Source organism: Sphingosinicella sp. BN140058 (genome assembly GCF_004135585.1).
Classification (GTDB): domain Bacteria; phylum Pseudomonadota; class Alphaproteobacteria; order Sphingomonadales; family Sphingomonadaceae; genus Allosphingosinicella.
Genome location: NZ_CP035501.1, coordinates 2,055,951 through 2,075,786, shown reverse-complemented (window position 1 = coordinate 2,075,786; position 19,836 = coordinate 2,055,951). Strand labels below are relative to the sequence as shown.

At 65.5% G+C, this 19,836-nt stretch carries 22 protein-coding genes; 14 read left to right on the top strand and 8 right to left on the bottom strand.

Annotated elements, in window-relative coordinates; genetic code table 11:
- The first annotated feature begins 2 nt into the window (after window positions 1-2).
- Both ETR14_RS09365 and rpsU read left to right on the top strand, forming a co-directional pair.
- On the top strand, window positions 3-818 hold the full coding sequence (locus ETR14_RS09365; RefSeq protein WP_129384361.1) for a crotonase/enoyl-CoA hydratase family protein: 816 nt from the start codon (window positions 3-5) through the stop codon (window positions 816-818).
- Between the two features lie 213 nt (window positions 819-1,031).
- A complete protein-coding gene (gene rpsU / locus ETR14_RS09360; RefSeq protein ID WP_106515466.1) occupies window positions 1,032-1,238 on the top strand; it encodes a 30S ribosomal protein S21 in 207 nt (68 codons plus the stop codon).
- Between the two features lie 7 nt (window positions 1,239-1,245).
- Here rpsU and ETR14_RS28315 read toward each other — a convergent pair whose 3' ends face one another.
- Window positions 1,246-1,398 (bottom strand): hypothetical protein, encoded by a 153-nt coding sequence (locus ETR14_RS28315; RefSeq protein WP_165356390.1) that lies wholly within the window; start codon window positions 1,396-1,398, stop codon window positions 1,246-1,248.
- On the opposite strand from ETR14_RS28315, the gene ETR14_RS09355 reads away from it, so the two are divergent.
- Window positions 1,388-1,963, top strand: a complete 576-nt coding sequence (locus tag ETR14_RS09355; protein WP_129384360.1) for an FKBP-type peptidyl-prolyl cis-trans isomerase — start codon at window positions 1,388-1,390, stop codon at window positions 1,961-1,963. The genes ETR14_RS28315 and ETR14_RS09355 overlap by 11 nt on opposite strands.
- A 203-nt stretch (window positions 1,964-2,166) precedes the next feature.
- On the opposite strand, the gene ETR14_RS09350 is transcribed toward ETR14_RS09355, so the two are convergent.
- The 5 genes from ETR14_RS09350 to pyrE all read right to left on the bottom strand — a co-directional run bounded on the left by ETR14_RS09350 (window position 2,167) and on the right by pyrE (window position 6,055).
- Window positions 2,167-3,225: an AI-2E family transporter gene (locus tag ETR14_RS09350; RefSeq protein WP_129384359.1), complete on the bottom strand. Its 1,059-nt coding sequence runs from the start codon at window positions 3,223-3,225 to the stop codon at window positions 2,167-2,169.
- Window positions 3,222-4,100 carry a signal peptidase I gene (gene lepB, locus ETR14_RS09345; protein ID WP_129391624.1) on the bottom strand — a complete coding sequence of 293 codons (879 nt, stop codon included), beginning with the start codon at window positions 4,098-4,100 and terminating at the stop codon, window positions 3,222-3,224. The genes ETR14_RS09350 and lepB overlap by 4 nt, the downstream gene beginning before the upstream one ends.
- Before the next feature lie 23 nt (window positions 4,101-4,123).
- Window positions 4,124-4,543: a holo-ACP synthase gene (gene acpS, locus ETR14_RS09340; protein WP_129384358.1), complete on the bottom strand. Its 420-nt coding sequence runs from the start codon at window positions 4,541-4,543 to the stop codon at window positions 4,124-4,126.
- 199 nt (window positions 4,544-4,742) lie between these two features.
- Complete coding sequence (locus tag ETR14_RS09335; protein WP_129384357.1) at window positions 4,743-5,474, bottom strand: pyridoxine 5'-phosphate synthase; 732 nt, start codon at window positions 5,472-5,474, stop codon at window positions 4,743-4,745.
- Window positions 5,471-6,055, bottom strand: coding sequence for an orotate phosphoribosyltransferase (gene pyrE / locus ETR14_RS09330; RefSeq protein WP_129384356.1), 585 nt, complete (start codon window positions 6,053-6,055; stop codon window positions 5,471-5,473). Before pyrE ends, ETR14_RS09335 begins: the two co-directional genes overlap by 4 nt.
- A 171-nt stretch (window positions 6,056-6,226) precedes the next feature.
- On the opposite strand from pyrE, the gene coxB reads away from it, so the two are divergent.
- The 8 genes from coxB to ETR14_RS09295 all read left to right on the top strand — a co-directional run bounded on the left by coxB (window position 6,227) and on the right by ETR14_RS09295 (window position 12,765).
- A complete protein-coding gene (gene coxB / locus ETR14_RS09325) occupies window positions 6,227-7,426 on the top strand; it encodes a cytochrome c oxidase subunit II (protein WP_129384355.1) in 1,200 nt (399 codons plus the stop codon).
- Window position 7,427: 1 nt separating this feature from the next.
- Window positions 7,428-9,089 (top strand): cytochrome c oxidase subunit I, encoded by a 1,662-nt coding sequence (ctaD, locus tag ETR14_RS09320; RefSeq protein WP_129384354.1) that lies wholly within the window; start codon window positions 7,428-7,430, stop codon window positions 9,087-9,089.
- A gap of 110 nt (window positions 9,090-9,199) precedes the next feature.
- Entirely contained in the window at window positions 9,200-10,111 is a 912-nt protein-coding gene (locus ETR14_RS09315) for a heme o synthase (RefSeq protein ID WP_129384353.1), read from the top strand.
- Entirely contained in the window at window positions 10,108-10,242 is a 135-nt protein-coding gene (locus ETR14_RS29530; RefSeq protein WP_256370198.1) for a hypothetical protein, read from the top strand. Before ETR14_RS09315 ends, ETR14_RS29530 begins: the two co-directional genes overlap by 4 nt.
- Window positions 10,239-10,790: a cytochrome c oxidase assembly protein gene (locus tag ETR14_RS09310; protein WP_129384352.1), complete on the top strand. Its 552-nt coding sequence runs from the start codon at window positions 10,239-10,241 to the stop codon at window positions 10,788-10,790. The genes ETR14_RS29530 and ETR14_RS09310 overlap by 4 nt, the downstream gene beginning before the upstream one ends.
- Before the next feature lie 103 nt (window positions 10,791-10,893).
- Window positions 10,894-11,709: a cytochrome c oxidase subunit 3 gene (locus ETR14_RS09305; RefSeq protein WP_129384351.1), complete on the top strand. Its 816-nt coding sequence runs from the start codon at window positions 10,894-10,896 to the stop codon at window positions 11,707-11,709.
- A 55-nt stretch (window positions 11,710-11,764) separates the two neighbouring features.
- A complete protein-coding gene (locus tag ETR14_RS09300) occupies window positions 11,765-12,136 on the top strand; it encodes a DUF983 domain-containing protein (protein WP_129384350.1) in 372 nt (123 codons plus the stop codon).
- Window positions 12,137-12,186: 50 nt separating this feature from the next.
- On the top strand, window positions 12,187-12,765 hold the full coding sequence (locus ETR14_RS09295; RefSeq protein WP_243455839.1) for an SURF1 family protein: 579 nt from the start codon (window positions 12,187-12,189) through the stop codon (window positions 12,763-12,765).
- 3 nt (window positions 12,766-12,768) lie between these two features.
- Here the strand turns inward: ETR14_RS09295 and ETR14_RS09290 are convergent, their stop codons facing one another.
- The gene (locus ETR14_RS09290) at window positions 12,769-13,077 is read right to left on the bottom strand and encodes a PilZ domain-containing protein (RefSeq protein WP_129384348.1); all 309 of its coding nucleotides are present in this window, start codon (window positions 13,075-13,077) and stop codon (window positions 12,769-12,771) included.
- 262 nt (window positions 13,078-13,339) lie between these two features.
- Between ETR14_RS09290 and ETR14_RS09285 the strand changes: the two genes are divergently transcribed.
- The 3 genes from ETR14_RS09285 to ETR14_RS09275 all read left to right on the top strand — a co-directional run bounded on the left by ETR14_RS09285 (window position 13,340) and on the right by ETR14_RS09275 (window position 17,282).
- The gene (locus ETR14_RS09285) at window positions 13,340-15,583 is read left to right on the top strand and encodes an SDR family oxidoreductase (RefSeq protein WP_129384347.1); all 2,244 of its coding nucleotides are present in this window, start codon (window positions 13,340-13,342) and stop codon (window positions 15,581-15,583) included.
- Window positions 15,584-15,778: 195 nt separating this feature from the next.
- Window positions 15,779-16,918, top strand: a complete 1,140-nt coding sequence (locus ETR14_RS09280; RefSeq protein WP_243455838.1) for an alkaline phosphatase — start codon at window positions 15,779-15,781, stop codon at window positions 16,916-16,918.
- Between the two features lie 76 nt (window positions 16,919-16,994).
- The gene (locus tag ETR14_RS09275) at window positions 16,995-17,282 is read left to right on the top strand and encodes a UBP-type zinc finger domain-containing protein (protein ID WP_243455837.1); all 288 of its coding nucleotides are present in this window, start codon (window positions 16,995-16,997) and stop codon (window positions 17,280-17,282) included.
- Window positions 17,283-17,369: 87 nt separating this feature from the next.
- Here the strand turns inward: ETR14_RS09275 and glf are convergent, their stop codons facing one another.
- A complete protein-coding gene (gene glf, locus ETR14_RS09270; protein WP_129391619.1) occupies window positions 17,370-19,601 on the bottom strand; it encodes a UDP-galactopyranose mutase in 2,232 nt (743 codons plus the stop codon).
- Between the last annotated feature and the right edge of the window lie 235 nt (window positions 19,602-19,836).

Below are 19,836 nucleotides of genomic sequence, written 5' to 3'. Positions count from 1 at the left end.
CGATGGGAAGCGAAAGGATCCGGGTCGATCGGCAGGGCGGGGTCGCCGCGGTCGAACTGGCACGCGGCGACAAGATGAACGCCATGGACGAGGCCATGTTCACGGCGATCGGCGAGACCTTCCGCAGCCTCGGCAGCGATGCCACGGTGCGTGCGATCGTGCTTTCGGGCGAGGGACGTCATTTCACCGCCGGCATCGACCTTCAATACGCGATTACCCAGTTCGGCCATGGCGGCGATCATGGCCGCGGCACCGAAAGGCGGCTGCGCGATATTCAGCGCCTGCAGGATGCGTTCAGCGCCATCGAAGCGGCGCGGCCGCCGGTGATCGCGGCCGTGCATGGCGGTTGCATCGGCGCCGGTGTGGACCTCGCCAGCGCCTGCGACATCCGCCTCGCATCGGCCGACGCCTATTTCGCGATTGCCGAAGTAGACGTCGCGATCACCGCCGATCTCGGCACGCTGCAGCGCCTGGGCCATCTCATCCCGCACGGCATCGTGCGGGAACTCGTCTATACCGGCCGGCGCGTGGAAGCGGCCGAGGCAGCGCGGCTCGGCCTCGTCAACCGGCTCTGCGAGAGCCGCGACTCGGTGCTCGCCGCTGCGCTCGATATGGCCCGGACGATTGCCGAGAAATCGCCGCTCGCCGTCGCCGGCGCCAAGATGAGCCTCAATTACAGTCGCGGACGGACGGTGGAGGACGGGCTGCGCCATGTCGCGATGTGGAATGCAGGCGCCCTCGTCAGCGCCGATCTTGGAGTCGCGCTCGAGGCGCGGCTCGCCAGGTCCGCGGCCCGATTCGAGGATCTCGATCCCTGATCGGGCGCTTTCCGGAGCGGTCCGACTCTCTTATCAAGGGGTTGCGCCTGGAATCGAAGCTTGAAATCGGGCGGCCCCGCTGGTAACGGGCGGCCCGTGCGGCGCAGGCTATGTCCTGCGGCGAACCTTATTTAATGCTTTGATGGCTTGATCTGGAGGCGCGTCGTTGAGGGCCGCCGCCTTGACCCATTTAACGGAGAGTGACGACCGCTTATGCAAATCCTCGTTCGCGACAACAATGTCGACCAGGCGCTGCGCGCCCTCAAGAAGAAGCTGCAGCGTGAAGGCGTCTATCGCGAGATGAAGCTGCGTCGTCACTACGAGAAGCCGTCCGAGAAGCGCGCGCGCGAGCGTGCCGCTGCGATTCGCCGGGCGCGCAAGCTCGAGCGCAAGCGGGCCGAGCGCGACGGCGTTCGTTAAGTCCGGCTCAGCCCGGGCTGCCGATTGCAGGCTTGCCAAGATCAGGGGCGGCGATAGTGGGTAGGTGAGAGCTGCGCGGCAGCTCTCCGTCGTGCCGGGCACGACGACCTTCCACCGCCGCCCCTTTTTTCATTTTCGAGGGAATCGTCATGTCGGTCACCGCCGTTCCGCTCCGTCCGATCCGGAAGGGCTCGGTCCTGAAGCTCTGGCTCGGGCTGATCCTGCTGTCGCTGCTCGCGGCCGGAGTGGCCTGGGCGGGGACCGCGCACCAGGTTCTCCAGAAAACGGCTTCGGGCCTCCAGTACCGGGTCATCAAAGAAGGCGAGGGCGCAAGCCCGACCTCCACAGACATCGCGTTGGTCATTTATACCGGTCGACTGTCCGACGGCACGATTTTCGACAGCAATGAGGGCCGCCAGCCGACGCCGATGCCACTCGCCGACGGCGCGCTCGTCAAGGGCTTCACAGAAGGCCTCAAGCTGATGCGCAAGGGCGCCAAATATCAGTTCCGCATCCCGCCCGAGCTTGGCTACGGCAGCGAAGGGCAGGGCGCGATCCCGCCGAACTCGACGCTCGAGTTCGATGTGGAGTTGCTCGAGTTCCTGCCGGAGGCAACGGTCCGCCAGATGATGATGCAGCAGCAGATGCAGCAGATGCAGGGCGGCGCCCCAGGCGGTGGCGGCGCGCCCGGTGGAGGCATGCCGGGCGGCCCCGGCGGCGAGTGACGGCGGATGGGGTGCCCACCGGGCGCCCCAGATACGCCCGTCCGCTGACCGCCGAGGCAGGCGTTCCTCGGCCGCCACGACTCGGCCGGTAATCCTTTGAACCGGGTCGAATCGCAGGTCGGATGAACGCTCCAGCCTAGATGATTAGCGCCGTCGCGCGATGAGGCCGTGGCCTGACCCGCCTCACGAGATCCGGTTCACGATCAGGATTCCCTGTCGGATTTCTCTTCCGAGTGGCGCTCGAGCGCGACCTTGATCATCGCGACGATCGGGTCGGCCAGGGCCAGGCCCATGAGCCCGAACAACGCGCCGAGCAGAAGCTGGGCGCCGAGGACAAGGGCCGGGGCGAGATCGACCGTCCTGCGCGCGACGTACGGCACGATCAGATAGCCGTCGACGAGCTGCACGATGAGGTAGACTGCGATCGCCCAAAGGCCGGCATTCATGGAGACGCTGAAGCCGGCCAGCACGATCAGGGCGCCCGAAACGATCGCCCCGATATTGGGGATGAAGGCGAGCAGGCCGGTGAGGATGCCGAGCAAGGCGGCCATCGGCACGCCGCCGACCATCAGCAGCAGCCAGGTGCCGACGCCTTCCACCGCCATGCCGACCAGACGCCCCGCCATCAGCCGGCGCAAGGTGAAGCCCATGGTCGCGGCCGTGGTATAGAAGCTGTCGCGAGAGCGCAGCGGCAGCATCCAGGCGAAGCCGCGCTGGTAGAGCCGCGGCTCTACCGCGACGAAGATGCCGATCACCAGGATCATGACGAAGCTGGTGATCGCGCCGAGCGCGCTGCTCACCGCCGAACCGAGGCGGCCGAGCGTGCCCATCAACTGGCCGCTCAGCTGGTCGATCTTGGCACCGCCCTGCATCACGCCGAGCGAGTGTCCCCAGGCAAGCACGCGATTCGCCTGCAGAGTAATCGCCTCACGAAGGCGCTCCGCTTCGCCCATCAGCGAACTGCCGGCGAAGTAGCAAGTCCAGATGATGAAAGCGACGGCGGCGAGCGTGACGATGGTCAGCCGCCAGCCGCGTCCGATCGGCAGCACCCGGCCGAGCAGACGGGTGCCGCCGTCGAGCATCGAGGCAAGCACGATGCCGGCGAAGATCAGCAGCAGGGGTTGGGCGAGGAAAATGACGCCGAGTATCGCCAGGCCCATGCCGAACCAGACGCCGGCACGCTTCATCTCCTGCCTGATCAGGGGATCGCGAAGTTCCGTCGGGCCCGGTTGCTCGACGTGACCACCGGGCCCGTCGCTCATTGTGCCTTGCCTTCCGCGGGGCGGAGCGACGTGCCAGCGCGGCCGCTCCGCAATGCCGTGAACCAGCTGATCGGGTTCAGATATTGGGTGGTGCCGTCGAGCGAGAAGGTGATGAACTCGGCGCGGCCGCCGATATTTTCCCAGGCCGCGGGTCCGCCGAAGCCCTGCTCCGCAACCGGGACGCGGCTGTCGGCCGACTTGTCGCGATTGTCGCCCATCACCCAGACATGGTCTTCGGGGATGGTGATCTTGGGAACGTCGTCGACCATGGGATTGTAGCCGAGATCGATCGTGTCGAACGAGCGACCATTGGCCAAGGTCTCGCGCACCACCGGCACTTCGCAGTAGAGCTTGCCGTCATCGCCTTGCACCCGGAAATCCTGGGCCTCGCCGAACACGCAGGGCACGTTGGCATCGACCGGCACGCGCATCGGCGGGCGGCGCTCCCGCTTCACCGGCTTGCCGTTGATGTAGAGCTGACCGGCGACCATCTCGACGGTGTCGCCGGGGACCGCGATCACCCGCTTGATGTAATCGGACGTGGCGCCCGGCGGCGTCAGGATGACGACGTCGCCCGGCGTCGGCATGCGCCCGAACAGCCTGCCGTGCATCTGGGGCAGGATGTGGAAGCTCGGCGACACCCAGGACCAGCCGTACGGATATTTGGTGACTACCAGCCGATCGCCCTTGAGCAGCCCCGGCATCATCGATTCCGACGGGATGTAGAAAGGCTTGGCGATGAAGCTGTGGATCGCCAGCACGGCGAGAACCAGCCAGAAGATCGCCTTGAACTCGGCCCACCAATCGGTGCCCTCCTTCTTGGCGGGAGCGGTGGCGGGCGCCTCTGTCGCCGTCGGCTGTCTCTCGTCGGTCATGGCAAATGCGGGGTCGCTGCTGCTCACCCTTCGCTCCTCGAAATCGGACTGGCAGTGATGATGACGAACGCCTGGGCGAACGGATGATCGTCCGTCATCGTCAAATGGATCTGTGCGAAGTGGCCTTCGGGTGTCATTGCGTCAAGCCTCGCTTTGGCGCCGCCGGTAAGCTCCAGCGTCGGGGCGCCGGAAGGTTGGTTCACGACACCTATATCGCGCATGAACACGCCGCGTTTGAAGCCCGTGCCGACCGCCTTGGAGAAGGCTTCCTTGGCGGCGAACCTTTTGGCGTAAGTGCCTGCCTTGGTGAACGGCCGGCTCTCCGCCTTCTGCCGCTCCTTGTCGGTGAACACGCGGTTGACGAACCGCTCGCCGAAGCGATCGAGCGAATTCTGGATCCGTTCGATGTTGCAGAGATCGGAGCCGATGCCGATGATCGTCATGCGGCCAGGCCCAATCGGCAATTTTCTCCCTCTCCTCTTGCGGCAGAGGGCAGCAAGAGGGGGCGGCCGCCGAAGCGGCCCGATGCCGCTGAGGCGGCCCCTGAAGCGCCCGGACCGGCGTCGAGCCGCACCGGCCGCTTCCCCTCTTCCCAACCCCTCTCCCACGAGGGGAGAGGGAGATGTTGCGCATTCTCCACCCTCATTCGCGCGCTTCCGCCATCAGGGCACGCATTCGGGAGACGCTTTCGCCGAGGCCGGTGAAGATGGCTTCGCCGATCAGGAAGTGGCCGATGTTGAGTTCGCGAATCTGCGGGATCGCGGCGATCGGCACGACGTTGTCGAAGGTGAGCCCGTGCCCGGCATGGGGCTCGATCCCGTTCTTGGAGGCAAGCGCGGCGGCATCGGCGATCCGGCGCAGCTCCACGGCGCGATCCTCGCCTTCGAGATGGGCGTAGAGGCCGGTGTGGAACTCGACGACGGGCGCCTTCAGTCGAATGGCGGCATCGATCTGGCGCGCGTCGGGCTCGATGAACAGGCTGACGCGGATGCCTGCCTCGGTCAGGCGGGCGATCATCGGCGCCAGATGATTGTCCTGCCCCGCGGCATCGAGCCCGCCCTCGGTGGTCCGTTCCTCGCGTTTCTCGGGCACGATGCAGACCGCATGGGGCCGATGCCGCAGGGCGATCGCCAGCATCTCCTCGGTTGCCGCCATCTCGAGATTGAGCGGCACTTCGAGGCGCTCCATCAGCGCGCTGATATCCTCGTCGCGGATGTGGCGGCGATCCTCGCGAAGATGGGCGGTGATGCCATCCGCGCCGGCCGCGGCGGCGGCAAAAGCGGCGCGGACCGGATCCGGATGATCGCCGCCGCGCGCGTTCCGGATCGTCGCGACATGGTCGATATTGACCCCGAGGCGGAGCGGGCCGCTCACGCTGCCTTGCGGCTCCCCGGCTTCTCGACCGGAATCGCGGCGAGTTCCTCGGGCACTGCGCCGGGCTCGTAGCTCGGAACGTCGATCCGGATCAGCGGAAAGAAGGGTATGCCGAGATCGGCAAGGCCGTTCGAGCGGTCGACCAGCGCGGCGGCGGCGATCACCTGCCCGCCGGCCGTCTCGACGGCCTTCATCGCCTCGCGCGAGCTGAGGCCTGTGGTGACCACGTCCTCCACCAGCAGCACCTTCTGGCCGGCCTTGAGGCGGAAGCCGCGGCGCAGCTCGAACGTGCCGGTCGGGCGCTCCACGAACACGGCCTCGAGCCCAAGCGAACGGCCCATTTCGTGGCCAATGATCACGCCGCCCATCGCCGGCGAAACCACCATCGATATCTGCGACTTGATCTCGATCGGCAGGCTGCGGGCGAGCGCGGACGCGAGCCGCGAGGCGCGCGAGGGATCCATCAGCACCCTCGCGCATTGCAGGTAGCGCGGGCTGTGCAGCCCGGAGGAGAGGACGAAATGCCCCTCGAGCAGAGCGTCCGCAGCGCGGAACTCCTCCAGTATCTCGTCCTGAGTCATCGGCTCCCGCGCTTTTTCGTTGGCTGTCCGCCTGATAGGCCCCGCTCCTCGCTTCATCAACCCGCGCCAAGAGCCTTGAGGCGCGTAACATCCCTGCCTATAAGCCGCCACAATTCGCGCGCTCCGGCGGCGAATCCGTCCCGCTCCGCTCGGAGGGTTCAAGGGGTTTAGATGAAGACTTCGCTCAAGCTTTTCGCCGTTGCCGCCGCCTTCGGCATGGCACCGGCAAGCGCCTTCGCCCAGCAGGCGCCGGCGGCGCCAGCACCGACGGCTGCGCCGGCCGCGGCCGCGGCAGCGCCTGCCCAGCAGCCCATCGACGCGGTCAGCGCCAATTCGCAGGCCGCGCCCGCGCAGCCTTCCGAGATCAGCCTCGCCAACACCAGCAGCGAGGAGCCGTCCAACGCCTCCGTGCTGAGCAGCTCCGTCACCCGGACCCTGCCCGACGCAACCGTCGGCCAGCCGACCGGCGAGCTGGGTTTTCAGCCGCAGGTGACGCCGATCGGCGAGGAAGCGTCGAGCTTCCACAATTACATCCTGCTGCCGCTGATCACCGTCATCTCGGTGTTCGTGCTGCTGCTGCTGCTTTACGTGGTGGTCCGTTTCCGCCGCAGCGCGAATCCGGTGCCCTCGCGCACGACTCACAACACGGTGCTCGAAATCGCGTGGACGCTGGTGCCGGTGCTGATCCTGGTGGCGATCGCGGTGCCGTCGATCCGGCTGCTCGCCCACCAATATTCGCCGCCCAAGGCCGATCTGACGATCAAGGCGACCGGCAACCAATGGTATTGGACCTACACCTATCCGGACAATGGCGACTTCGAGATCGTGTCCAACGTCTTGAAGGACGAGGATGCCAAGAAGCGCGGCGAGCCGCGCCTGCTCGCGGTCGATGAGCGGATGGTCGTCCCGGTCGGTGCGACGGTGAAGATGATCGTCACCTCGGCCGACGTGATCCACTCGTGGGGCGTTCCGGCCTTCTGGGCGAAGATCGACGCGGTCCCGGGCCGGCTCAACGAAACCTGGTTCAAGACCGATCGCCCAGGCGTCTACTACGGCCAGTGCTTCGAGCTTTGCGGTGCACGCCACGCCTACATGCCGATCGCCGTCGAGGTCGTGACCCCCGCGCAGTTCGCCGCCTGGGTGGCCTCGAAGGGCGGCACCATGCCCGGTGCGGCCCAGGCCAAGTCGGGCGACGAGACGGCGACGTCGCCGGTGACCAATCCGGCGGCGGCAGCGGCAGCGGCAGGGCCGGTCCCGACCGGCGGCGGCAGCGCGACCGAAACCAGCCCGGAACCGACCGGTCTCAATCCTGCCACGGGGACGCCAGCCGTCTCGACGCAGGGCGCCACCGAATCCAAGCGCGGAAACTGACATGACCGATACGACCGCAAATGCGACTCACTTCCAGACGCATGAGGCGCATGGCGCGCACCATGACGCCGATCACAAGCCCGGCTTCTTCGCGCGCTGGTTCATGTCGACGAACCACAAGGACATCGGCACGCTCTATCTGATCTTCGCGATCATCGCGGGGATCATCGGCGGCACCATCTCGGGCATCATGCGCGCCGAGCTGATGGAGCCGGGCCTGCAGGTCCTGCCGAAATGGGCCGGCGGCAATATCGACGAGGCGGCGTATCTCTGGAACGTGCTGATCACCGCCCACGGCCTGATCATGGTCTTCTTCATGGTGATGCCGGCGATGATCGGCGGCTTCGGCAACTGGTTCGTTCCGATCATGATCGGGGCACCGGACATGGCCTTCCCGCGGATGAACAACATCAGCTTCTGGCTCATCGTCCCTGCCTTCCTGCTGCTGCTCGGCTCGGCCTTCGTGCCGGGCGGGCTCGGCAATGGCGCCGGTATCGGCTGGACCGCCTATGCGCCGCTGTCGACCTCGGGCTCCTCGGGTCCCGCGGTGGACATGGCGATCTTCGCGCTCCACCTCGCGGGTGCGTCGTCGATCCTCGGCGCGATCAATTTCATCACCACCATCTTCAACATGCGCGCGCCGGGCATGACCCTGCACAAGATGCCGCTGTTCGTCTGGTCGGTGCTTGTCACCGCCTTCCTGCTGCTGCTGTCGCTCCCGGTTCTCGCCGGCGCGATCACCATGTTGCTCACCGATCGTAATTTCGGAACGCACTTCTTCGACGCGTCGGGCGGCGGCGATCCGATCCTGTACCAGCACCTCTTCTGGTTCTTCGGCCATCCGGAGGTGTACATCATGATCCTGCCGGGCTTCGGCATGGTCAGCCACATCATCGCCACCTTCAGCCGCAAGCCGGTGTTCGGCTATCTCGGCATGGCCTATGCCATGGTCGCGATCGGCGTGATCGGCTTCGTCGTGTGGGCCCACCACATGTTCACCGTCGGCATGGACGTGAACACCAAGATGTACTTCACCGCGGCAACGATGGTGATCGCGGTGCCCACCGGCATCAAGATCTTCTCGTGGATCGCGACGATGTGGGGTGGTTCGATCAGCTTCGAGACGCCGATGATGTGGGCGATCGGCTTCATCTTCATGTTCACCGTCGGCGGCGTCACCGGCGTCGTCCTCGCCAACGGCGGCGTCGACAACAACGTCCACGACACCTATTACGTGGTGGCCCACTTCCACTACGTGCTGTCGCTCGGCGCCGTGTTCGCCCTCTTCGCGGCCTGGTATTACTGGTTCCCGAAGATGTTCGGTAAGATGTATTCGGAAATCCTGGGCCAGGCCCACTTCTGGATCTTTTTCATCGGCGTGAACGTGATGTTCTTCCCGATGCACTTCCTCGGCATGCAGGGCATGCAGCGCCGTGTGCCGGATTACACGGATGCCTATGCCCATTGGAACCACGTCGCGACGATCGGCTACATGATCATGGCGGCGGGGATGATCCCCTTCTTCATCAACATCTTCTACTCGCTCGCGGCGGGCCGGAAGGCGGAAGGGAATCCCTGGGGCGAAGGTGCGACGACTCTGGAATGGACGCTGTCGAGCCCGCCACCGTTCCACCAGTTCGAGACTCTTCCGAAGATCGACTGACCTCACGCCGTGGGGACATAAACAGGGGGGCTGGGGCGTCGCGCGGGTTTCCGCCGACGGCCCGCCCCCCAAGTGCATAGAGGGGCTGGCGCCCCACCGAAGTGACTGACATGACAGCTACCGTGCTCGACACCGATCAAGCTCTGCCCGCCGAGTGGCGCGATCTCCTCGCGCTGACCAAGCCGCGCGTGATGACCCTGGTGGTCTTCACCGGCCTGTGCGGGCTGCTCGTGGCGCCCGTGCACATCCACCCGATCCTCGGCTTCACCGCGATCCTGTGCATCGCGCTCGGCGCCGGAGCGGCGGCCGCGCTCAACATGTGGTACGAAGCCGATCTCGACGCGCTGATGAAGCGAACCGCTTCGCGGCCGCTGCCGGCGGGGCGGATGGATCGCCAGTCCGCGCTGCATTTCGGAGTCGGGCTGAGTTTTTTCTCGGTGATCCTGATGGGGTTCGCCACCAACTGGCTGGCGGCGGCAGTGCTCGCGGTCTCGATCCTGTTCTACGTGCTCGTCTACACCGTCTGGCTGAAGCGCCGCACGCCGCAGAACATCGTCATCGGCGGTGCCGCCGGAGCGTTTCCGCCGGTTATCGGCTGGGCCGCGGTGACGGGCGACATCACGCTGCTCCCGATCCTGCTCTTCACCCTGATCTTCCTGTGGACCCCGCCGCATTTCTGGGCGCTGTCGCTGTTCGTCCGCTCGGACTACGCGGCGGCCGGCGTGCCGATGTTGCCGGTTGTTTCCGGACCCAAGGTAACGCGCCAGCAGATCGCGCTCTACACCTTGCCGATGGCGGCTGCCGCGGTGGCGCCATGGCCGCTCGGCCTCTCGGGTGCAATCTACGGCATTGCCGCAAGCCTGCTCAGCGTCGCCTTCTTCGTGTTGGCGCTGCGGGTGCTGTTCAACCAGGCGACCGATCCGGCCGGCATGAAGCCGGAGAAGCAGTTGTTCGCCTATTCCGTCCTGTACCTGTTCGCCATTTTCGGCGCGCTCGTCCTTGATCGCTGGATCCTTGCATGACCTTGAAAGAAGACCGTCTGACCGAGATCCGCCGCCGGCAGAAGAGCCGGGCGCTACTGATGGCGCTCCTTCTTGGTGCGTTCGTCGTGTTGATCTACGGCATCACCATCGTGCGGATGACCGGCAAATGACCGTGATTGCCGATCCGCGGCGAAACACGCGCACCGCGGCGGTGGCCTTCCTGGTCGTGGCCGCGATGGTGGGCCTCGCCTTCGCCAGCGTGCCGCTGTACCGGATCTTCTGCCAGGTGACCGGCTTTGACGGCACGACAATGCGGGCAACCGGCGACGCCCCAGGGAAGGTGGGCGACAAGCAGGTCTCGGTCCGATTCGATGCGAACGTCGCGCCGACCTTGCCGTGGCATTTCAAGCCGGTCCAGCAGACCGAAATCGTGTCGATCGGCGAACGCGAGATCGCTTTCTACACAGCCAAGAACCTGTCCGCGGTGCCGATCACCGGCTCCGCCTCGTTCAACGTTACCCCCACTTGGGCCGGCAAATATTTCAGCAAGATACAATGCTTCTGCTTCACCGAGCAGACGCTGAAGGCGGGCGAGGAGGTCCGGATGCCGGTGGTGTTCTACGTCGATCCGAAGATCCTGCAGGATCCGGATGCCAAGGATGTCAGCGAGATCACTCTGTCCTACACTTTTTACCCGGTGGACCAGCCGAAAGGCTGAGGCTAGAGGAACCGCAACCGCTGCCGCGGCGTCCTGCCTCGGCGGAGCGACACGTCAGGAAGGATGCCGGTCAGGGCCGGCGCGACAGAGGGAAAGCCGAACGATGGCCGGAGCGAAGAACCACCCCTATCATATTCTGCCGCCGAGCATCTGGCCCTTCGTGGGCTCCTTCTCCGCAATGGCGATGGCCGTCGGCGCGGTGATGTGGATGCACGACTACGCCTTCGGCGGCTACGTCTTCTTCGCCGGGTTGATCGCGGTCCTGTTCACGATGTTCAGCTGGTGGGCCGACGTGATCCGCGAGGCGCATGCCGGCGATCATACGCCGATCGTCCAGCTCCACCTGCGCTACGGCATGATCCTGTTCATCGCGTCGGAAGTGATGTTCTTCGTCGCCTGGTTCTGGGCCTGGTTCAATGCCTCGCTCTTTCCCTCGGCGGTCGAATCGATCGGCGGCGTGTGGCCGCCCAAGGGCATGCACGTGCTCGATCCGTTCGGCTTTCCGCTGCTCAACACCCTGATCCTGCTCTGCTCGGGCACGACGGTGACCTGGGCACACCATTCGCTGATCCACGGCGATCGCGAGGGCCTGAAGAAGGGCCTCTGGGCGACGATCCTGCTCGGCCTCGTGTTCAGCTCGATTCAGGCCTACGAATATGCGCATGCGCCGTTCGGCTTCGCCGACAACATCTACACCTCCGCCTTCTTCATGGCGACGGGCTTCCACGGCTTCCACGTCATCGTCGGGACGATCTTCCTGATCGTCTGCCTGATCCGCGCCTACAAGGGCGACTTCACGCCTCGCCAGCATTTCGGCTTCGAAGCCGCCGCCTGGTACTGGCACTTCGTCGACGTGGTGTGGCTGTTCCTGTTCATCTGCATCTATGTGTGGGGCGGCTGGGGCGCTCCGCTGCATTGAGACGCGAAAGGGGAGCGGCGATCGCTCCCCTTCTTCGTTGGAGCGGAGGTCCGTGATGGCGGTGAGCGGTGAGCCGAGCCCGCTTCGATCAGGGCTGCTGGGCCTGTGTCCACGCTGCGGCGCCAGAACCCTCTATCAGGGCGCAGTCCGCTTCGCACCGACATGCCGAGCCTGCGGCCTCGACTTCGGCGCATTCAACGTCGGCGATGGCCCGGCCGCGTTCCTGGTACTGATCGTCGGCGCAATCGTGACCGGGCTCGCGATCGCACTCGAGCTTGGCGCGAGCCCGCCATTCTGGGTCCACGTCCTGCTGTGGCTCCCGCTCACCGCCGTGCTCGTCGTCGGATCCCTTCGCGTCGCCAAAGGGTTTCTGCTGGCACTCGAATACCGGCACCGCGCCCGTGAGGGGCAGATCGTGGACGAATGATGCGCTGGCCAATCCTTCCAACCCTCATCGTCGCTGCCGCGATCGCGGCCATGACCGCCCTCGGCGTCTGGCAGCTGCAGCGCGCGCAATGGAAGAACGGTCTGATCGCGCAGCTCGACGCCAATCGCGGAAAGCCGGCAATCGCCTGGCCGGGCCTTGCGGCCGCCAAGGACGAGTCCTTGCTCTACCGGCGCGCGACCGGCTTTTGCCTGGAGCCAACGGCGTGGCGCGCCATTGCCGGGCGCAACCTTCAGGATCAGCCAGGCTGGAGCCACATCGCCTCGTGCCGCACCGGCGGGGCGGAAGGGCCCGGAATGGAGGTCGATGTCGGCTGGTCGAAGGCGGGTAAGGCGCCCGCCTGGAAGGGCGGGTCGGTCGAAGGCGTCATCGTTCCGGATCGGGAGCACCGCATTCGGCTGGTTGCGTCCAATGCGCCCGCCGGTCTGCCGCCCAGCCAGGCAGGGTTGCCATCCGACCTGCCGAACAACCATTTCTTCTACGCGCTGCAATGGTTTTTCTTCGCGCTCGCTGCGGGCGTGATCTACGTGCTGGCGTTGCGCAAGCGTCAGCAGAGCGCCGTGGCTCTGCCGCCGAGCGTAGCGGATGGGAAGCCCGAAGGCGGGCGCTGAGGCTTAGCTGCCGAGGACCAATTCGTGGCCAAAATTGAGGCCGATGCGCCCCTCACGGCTCCAGCGGACGAAGGCGTGCATGCGACTGCATTGGTCGAACTCGACGAGAACCGGCTCGCCAAGTCTTGTGTCGAGCGGGCATTCGATCATCGCGCCGCGTGAAGAGATGTTGAGACCCGGCACGCGGTAGGGCTTGCCGCGAAAGTGCAGAAGCGCGGTGTCGACGAGGTCGGCGAGGCGCGCCTCGCCGCGCCGGTCCGCCCAAGGATCCTGGAAGGTTCCGGTTTCCGCTGCCATCCCGCCAAACGCCATCTTTACTCCCTCCCCAGAGACAGCGCAGCAGTGCCATAAAGAGTTTACCGAAAGTTTAGCGCGATGCCGCCTGCAGCGGAGATCGCGCGATGGCGGTTGAAGCGTCGGCGCTCCAGCTTTGGGCGCGGCTGACCGACAGCCACTATTCCATTCTTAGGTCCATATTTTCGCTAATCTGTATCAGCGAGTCGCGATTTGCGGGAACCGCCGCTCTCGGCGGCGGGTTCGTGACGGTATCGTTCATTGCGAGACCGAAATCAGGATGACTCAAGACGAACGCACTGCGCCTCCGCTGCAGCTCTGGGGAGGCGTCGAATGCACGATCGTCCGGCTCGGCGACGAGTATCGCGATCAGACGGTGGAGACCGGTCACTTCGATCGACCGGAAGATATCGAACGGATTGCGGATCTGGGCGTGACCACCGTCCGCTATCCGATCCTCTGGGAAGCGATCGCACCCGAAAGCCTCGACCGCTGCGACTGGCGCTGGACCGACGAGCGTCTCGAGATGCTGCGCGCGCGCAATATCGACGTGATCGGCGGGCTAACCCATCACGGTTCCGGACCGAGGTATACGGAGCTTCTAGACCCGGCATTTCCGGAGAAGCTCGCCGCCTTCGCAGCCAAAGCGGCCGAGCGTTACCCGTGGATCGAGCAGTGGACCCCGGTCAACGAACCGCTGACCACGGCGCGCTTCTCGGCCCTGTACGGCCATTGGTACCCGCATACGCACGATCATGACGCATTCCTGCGGGCGTTGGTCAACGAATGCAAAGGCACCGCGGCGGCGATGCGCGCGATTCGCGCCGCCATTCCACACGCCAGGCTGGTCCAGACCGAGGACCTCGGCAAATGCTACTCGACGGAGAAGCTCGCCTACCAGGCCGCCTTCGAGAACGAGCGACGCTGGCTCAGCCTCGATCTGCAATGCGGCATGGTCGATGCCGGCCATCCGATGCGCTCCCATCTATTGAAGGCGGGCGTGACCGAGGCGGAGATCGATGCGTTCGCATCGCTGGACGCGAAGCCGGACATCATCGGCATCAACCATTATCTGACCAGCGAGCGATTTCTCGACGATCGGATCGAACTCTACCCCGGCCACGAAGTCGGCGGCAACGGCCGCGACCGATACGTGGATGCCGAGGCGGTGCGGGTGCAACAGCTTGATGGCGACACCGGCATCGTCGCGCGCCTTCGGGAAGCGTGGGAGCGTTACCGGCTGCCGATGGCGATCACCGAAGTCCATCACGGCTGCTTCCGCGACGAGCAGTTGCGCTGGTTCGTCGAGGTCTGGAACGGCGCCAAGCAGCTCCAGTCCGAAGGGGTGGACCTGCGCGCAGTGACCCTCTGGTCTATGTTCGGCAATGTCGACTGGCGATTCCTGCTCGCCCAGCGCCGCGGCTTCTACGATCCAGGCGTGTTCGACGCCCGTACCGGCACGCCGCGGCCGACCATCGTCGCAGAGGCGGCGCGGGCCATCGGGCACGGCCGGGACTTCGACCATCCGGTGCTCGACAGCCCGGGCTGGTGGCGCCGGCCGCCGCGCCTCTATCCCTGGAGCGGCTGCTGCGATCCGATGGATTGGGGCGGCCGCAAGCTCCTGATCACCGGCGCAACCGGAACGCTCGGCAACGCCTTCGCTAGGTCCTGCGAGCACCGGGCACTGTCATTCTGTCTCACCGATCGCGCCGCGCTCGACATCACGGACGAGCGTTCGATCGCGGCGGCACTCGCCCACCACAAGCCCTGGGCGGTCATCAACACCGCCGGCTTCGTGCGAGTCGCAGATGCGGAGCGAGAGCAGGATGCCTGCGTCGCCGCCAACACCGACGGTGCCGAAAAGCTCGCCCGCGCCTGCGCCGCCGCAGGCATCCCTTACGTCACCTTCTCGTCCGATCTGGTCTTCGATGGGCAGACGGATCGGCCGTACGTCGAAAGCGACGCTCCCAAACCCGCCTGCGTCTACGGCCTGTCCAAGGCCGCGGCCGAGGCGCGGGTGCTGGCGGCGATGCCGGACGCGCTGATCGTTCGTACCAGCGCCTTCTTCGGCCCCTGGGACCGGTACAATTTCGCCTGGCACGCACTGCGCGCACTGTCGAACGGCGAGGCCTTCAGGGCCTGCGAACGGACCCAGGTGTCACCGACCTACGTCCCCGACCTCTGCCATGCCGTGCTCGATTTGCTGATCGACGGCGCGAGCGGCATCTGGCACGTCGCCAACGAAGGGCAGGTCAGCTGGTACGAATTCGCGCGCCGCGTGGCCGATCGGGCCGGGCTCGATACGGGCCTGGTGGTGCCGCTCCAAGCTGACGTCGAGCCGGGTCTCAACGTCCTCGCCAGCGAACGGGGCGGCACGCTGCGCGCGCTCGACGAGGCGATCGACGATTATGTCCGCGCCGTCGCCAACCATCCGGACCTCGCGCGCCCGGCGCTGCCCCCGGAGATGCTGATCCAGATCGAGCCCGACGACGAACTCGTCGCGATCGACCTCGCCGCGGAATAGGCCGCCGCCGACGCGCCGGTCGGGGTCTGCCGGTCCGCGCCCTGGCTTGAGGTCCGCACATCGTCACGGAAGTGTAAACCCAGGCTCCTAGGGCAACGCGATCGGGCGTTGGCCGCTCGCCGCGTTTTTGCCAGAAGGCGGAAGCGACGCAGCGGCATCACCGGATCCGGGCGCGTGATACGAGGGAGCAAGCGAGTGAGTGGAAGTTGCAGGAAGAGTTCGCGCGCGCGCAGCGCCGTGCTCCGGGGGCTGCTCGCGGGTGGCGCATCGCTCGCCGGTGCTGCGGCGCAGGCGCAGACCGCCCGCAACGTGATCGTGTTTCTGGGCGATGCCGGGGGTGTGCCGACGCTCAGCGCCGCCGGGATCATGGCGCATGACCGCCCGCAATCGTTGTTCATCCAGTCCATGCCCAATGTCGGCCTGTCCGACACGTCCGCGCGGAATCAGTGGGTGACGGACTCGGCCGCGGGAATGACGGCGATCATGACCGGCCACAAGACCGACAACGCCATGGTGTCGGTAGTGCCTTCGCCGTCCGGCGGAGCGGTGGTTCCGGTCAAGACGCTGATGGAATATGCCGAGCAGCGCGGCCTTTCGACGGGCATCGTCACCAACATGCCGATCTGGGATGCGACACCAGCCGCCTGCTACGCGCACGTCGCGGCGCGCAAGGACAAGGACGAGATCTTCCGTCAGCTGCTGGCGCCGCGCTTCGGGAACGGAGTCGACATCCTGATCGGGCGTGGCCGGGCGGATGCGTCCGAGGCCTTTGCCGGGCGCGGGACCACGGCGGAGAAGGCGTTCACCGCGGCGGGCTATCGTTTTGGTGACGATCCCGCGGCCGTTCGGGGCACCGATCGTGCCGCAATCCTGCGGGATTCGGATTTTGCGCCGATCCCTGCGGTGGAGGCGACGCTCCAGGCGCTCGCCCGCAACCCGAAGGGCTACTTCCTGATGGTCGAGTGGGACATGCACACCGACGATCCGCATAAGGGCCTGCGCCACGTCGTCGAGATGGACGACATGATCCGCCGGATTAGCGCCTCCGCCGGCAAGGACACATTGATCCTGTTCACCGCCGATCACAGCTTCGGGCTCCGCATGGGCGGGGGCAGCCGGGAAACGCCGCTTGCAGAGCAATTTGCGCGTGAAGCAGCCAAGCCCGGGGTCACCGCCGCGAGCAACGAGATCATCTCGGTCGACGATACCCATACCGGCGAGGAGGTCATTGCGGCGGCGTCCGGACCAGGTGCAGAACAGGTTCGCGGCTTTTTTCCCAACACCCGCCTGTTCGACGTGATGCTGCGCGCATTGGGTTGGACGCGCGACGAATAAGCGGTTGCCTCTTCCGGCAGGCGGGGCGATTCAGCGTCGGCGACGAGCGGAGGATGTGATGGCGGGATGCAGGCACGTGACCACGATCAACAAGGTCACGCCCAGTGCGCGCGGCTGCGAAGAGTGCCTGACGACCGGCGACTGGTGGGTGCATCTGCGGATCTGCCGGTCGTGCGGCCATGTCGGCTGCTGCGATCAATCGCCGAACAAGCATGCGACCGCGCACTTCCACCAGAGCCACCACCCGATCATCGAGGGCTATGACCCGCCCGAAGGCTGGGGGTGGTGCTATGTGGACGAGGTCTTTCTCGATCTCGGCGGCGACACCACGCCCCAGCTCGGACCCATCCCGAAGTTCGTATGACGCCCGGAAAGGTTCGGCTCCGCACTCCGGGCACAAACGAAAAGGGCCCGCTCGCGCGGGCCCTTCCGTGTCCTTCGATCGACCGCCTTATTCGGCGGCTTCGGTCCAGATCGAGCCTTCGTTGGCGGCCTTGGCGGCCTGCCGCCTGGCGTCGATCTTGCGGAAGGCGGAAAGCGCCTGCCCGACGACCTGATCCATATTGTAGTAGCGGTATGTCGCGAGACGGCCGACGAACGTCACGTTCGGGGTCGCGTCCGCAAGCGCTTCGTACTTCTTGAACAGCTCCTGATTCTCCGGCCGCGGGATCGGATAATAGGGATCGCCCTCCGCGCTCGGATATTCGTAGGTGATGCTCGTCTTCTCGTGCTCCTGCCCGGTCAGATACTTGTACTCGGTAATCCGGGTATAGGGCACCTGCGGGTTCGGGTAGTTCACCACCGCGACCGGCTGGAACTCCTCCTGGTCGAGGATCTTGTGCTCGAAACGCAGGCTCCGATAGGGCAATTTGCCGTAACGGAAGTCGAAGAACTCGTCGATCGGACCGGTGAAGACGATGTGGCCGGCATCGACCTCGCTCATGATGTCCTTGTAATCGGTCGAGAGCAGGACATCGATGTTCGGATGCTCCAGCATCCGGTTGAACATCGCGGTATACCCGTCCTTCGGCATGATCTGATGCTTGTCGCCGAAATAGCGGTCGTCGGTGTTGGTCCGGGTGGGGATCCGCGCCGTCACCGCCTTGTCGAGGCCGCTCGGATCGATGCCCCACTGCTTGCGGGTATAGCCCTGGAAGAAGAGCTCGTAGAGCTCGCGACCGACGGCCGAGATCACCACGTCTTCCGAAGTCTTGATTTCCGCCACCGGCTCCGCTCGCGAGGCGAGATAGGCCGCAGCGTCCTCGTCGGTCTTGAGATCGAGATCGAACAAGGCGTTCAAGGTGGTGCGGTTGATCGGGATCGGCACCAGCTTGCCGCGCACTTCGGCGAGCACCTTGTGCTCGTAGGGGCGCCACGCCGTGAACTTCGACAGATAGTCGACGATCTCGTCCGAATTGGCGTGGAAGATGTGCGGGCCGTATTGGTGGATCAGCAGGCCGGCCTCGTCGAGATGGTCGTAGGCGTTGCCGGCGATATGCGGGCGCTTGTCGATGACGAGCACCTTGGCGTCGTGCTGGCTGGCGAGCCGCTCGGCCAGCACCGATCCGGCGAAGCCCGCACCGACGACCAGATAGTCGTATTTCTTGCGGGTATGCGCCTTGACGATGTTGGGGCCGGCGGTCGGCACCTTGATCGCTTCGCGGACCAGGCCGGCCATTCGGGCATAGGTCGTGTCCCAGCTGATGTTGGCGAGCTTCGCATCGACCTCGGCGAGCCACTCGCCTTCGGTGCGCGACAGATCGAGCGCCTTCTCGCAAGCCTGGATGAAGGCTTCGGTGCCGTCGGCAATGAAGACGGCCTCGAGATCGCTATAGTGGCGGATCACGTCGGTGATCGGCGTCGAGACCACCGGCCGGCCGCCGGCCAGATATTCCGGAGTCTTGGTCGGCGAGATGAACTTGGTCGATTCGTTGATCGCGAACGGCATCAGGGCGACGTCCCAGCCGCCGAGATAGACCGGGAGCTCCTCGTACGATTTGCCGCCGACATAATGGATGTTGGCGCGCAGCGGCAGGTCGGCGGGATCGATCTTCACGACCGGTCCGACCATCACGATCGACCATTCGGGATGGCTGTCCGCGACGGCGGCGATCAGATCGAGGTTCATGCGCTCGTCGATGACGCCGTAGAAGCCGAGGCGCGGGCGGCCGATCGGCGCCTGATCGTCGGGGCTGGCGTCCATCGCGCGGGCGCGGGCGAAATGGGCCCGGTCGACGCTGGACGGGAAGGGATGGATGTTGGCGTGACGGTCCTTCTTCGCCTCGTAGAGGCTGTAGCCGCCGGTGAAGACGACATCGGCGGCGTCGATCAGCTCCTGCTCGAGGGTCAGCAACTGCGGCGGCGCGAAGCGGAAGTTGGCAAGCTCGTCCATGCAATCATAGACGGTGCAGATCGATTCCACGTGCCGCGAGAAAGGCAGCATCATCGGCGTATAATACCAGCGAACGAACGGGCCCTGCTCGCCGGCCAGATAGCCGTTCAGCAGGGTCTTGAGCGCCGCGGTGCGTCCAGATTCATCGAGCGTTTCAGGCAAGGAGGGCGTGACCACGATGACGCCGGTTTCGGCGCAGGTGCGGACGCCGAGCGCAGGCTCGCAGCCTTCGGCGGCGACTTCGGGTTCTTCCCAGTAAATGACGCGACGATCCGCCGCGAATCGACTCATAAGATGCTGAGGTCGTTGAAAGACGAAGTTCCACCGCAGATGAGAAAAGCAGATCAGCGTGTGGGTATCGGCGATCTGGGGCGCGGACTGGCTCTGCCCCAGCTTGGAGGCGGTGGACAAGGTGATCAACGAAGGATTCCCCTTAGTTTCTGGACACCTTCAACAACGTGCCTCCACCGCAGGAAGTTCCTGCAGTGCAGCATGATTCACGTTGATTTGCATCAGCTCTAAGCTG

Bases quoted from the DNA above. Each gene is read 5' to 3' on its own strand.
- ETR14_RS09290 (WP_129384348.1), bottom strand. From the start codon at position 13,077: ATGGCGTTTGGCGGGATGGCAGCGGAAACCGGAACCTTCCAGGATCCT.
- ETR14_RS09285 (WP_129384347.1), top strand. From the start codon at position 13,340: ATGACTCAAGACGAACGCACTGCGCCTCCGCTGCAGCTCTGGGGAGGC.
- ctaD (WP_129384354.1), top strand. From the start codon at position 7,428: ATGACCGATACGACCGCAAATGCGACTCACTTCCAGACGCATGAGGCG.
- glf (WP_129391619.1), bottom strand. From the start codon at position 19,601: ATGAGTCGATTCGCGGCGGATCGTCGCGTCATTTACTGGGAAGAACCC.
- ETR14_RS09310 (WP_129384352.1), top strand. From the start codon at position 10,239: ATGACCGTGATTGCCGATCCGCGGCGAAACACGCGCACCGCGGCGGTG.
- ETR14_RS29530 (WP_256370198.1), top strand. From the start codon at position 10,108: ATGACCTTGAAAGAAGACCGTCTGACCGAGATCCGCCGCCGGCAGAAG.
- acpS (WP_129384358.1), bottom strand. From the start codon at position 4,543: ATGACGATCATCGGCATCGGCTCCGATCTCTGCAACATCGAACGGATC.
- rpsU (WP_106515466.1), top strand. From the start codon at position 1,032: ATGCAAATCCTCGTTCGCGACAACAATGTCGACCAGGCGCTGCGCGCC.
- coxB (WP_129384355.1), top strand. From the start codon at position 6,227: ATGAAGACTTCGCTCAAGCTTTTCGCCGTTGCCGCCGCCTTCGGCATG.
- ETR14_RS09365 (WP_129384361.1), top strand. From the start codon at position 3: ATGGGAAGCGAAAGGATCCGGGTCGATCGGCAGGGCGGGGTCGCCGCG.
- ETR14_RS09300 (WP_129384350.1), top strand. From the start codon at position 11,765: ATGGCGGTGAGCGGTGAGCCGAGCCCGCTTCGATCAGGGCTGCTGGGC.
- pyrE (WP_129384356.1), bottom strand. From the start codon at position 6,055: ATGACTCAGGACGAGATACTGGAGGAGTTCCGCGCTGCGGACGCTCTG.
- ETR14_RS09350 (WP_129384359.1), bottom strand. From the start codon at position 3,225: ATGAGCGACGGGCCCGGTGGTCACGTCGAGCAACCGGGCCCGACGGAA.
- ETR14_RS09355 (WP_129384360.1), top strand. From the start codon at position 1,388: ATGTCGGTCACCGCCGTTCCGCTCCGTCCGATCCGGAAGGGCTCGGTC.
- ETR14_RS09315 (WP_129384353.1), top strand. From the start codon at position 9,200: ATGACAGCTACCGTGCTCGACACCGATCAAGCTCTGCCCGCCGAGTGG.
- ETR14_RS09305 (WP_129384351.1), top strand. From the start codon at position 10,894: ATGGCCGGAGCGAAGAACCACCCCTATCATATTCTGCCGCCGAGCATC.
- lepB (WP_129391624.1), bottom strand. From the start codon at position 4,100: ATGACCGACGAGAGACAGCCGACGGCGACAGAGGCGCCCGCCACCGCT.
- ETR14_RS09295 (WP_243455839.1), top strand. From the start codon at position 12,187: ATGACCGCCCTCGGCGTCTGGCAGCTGCAGCGCGCGCAATGGAAGAAC.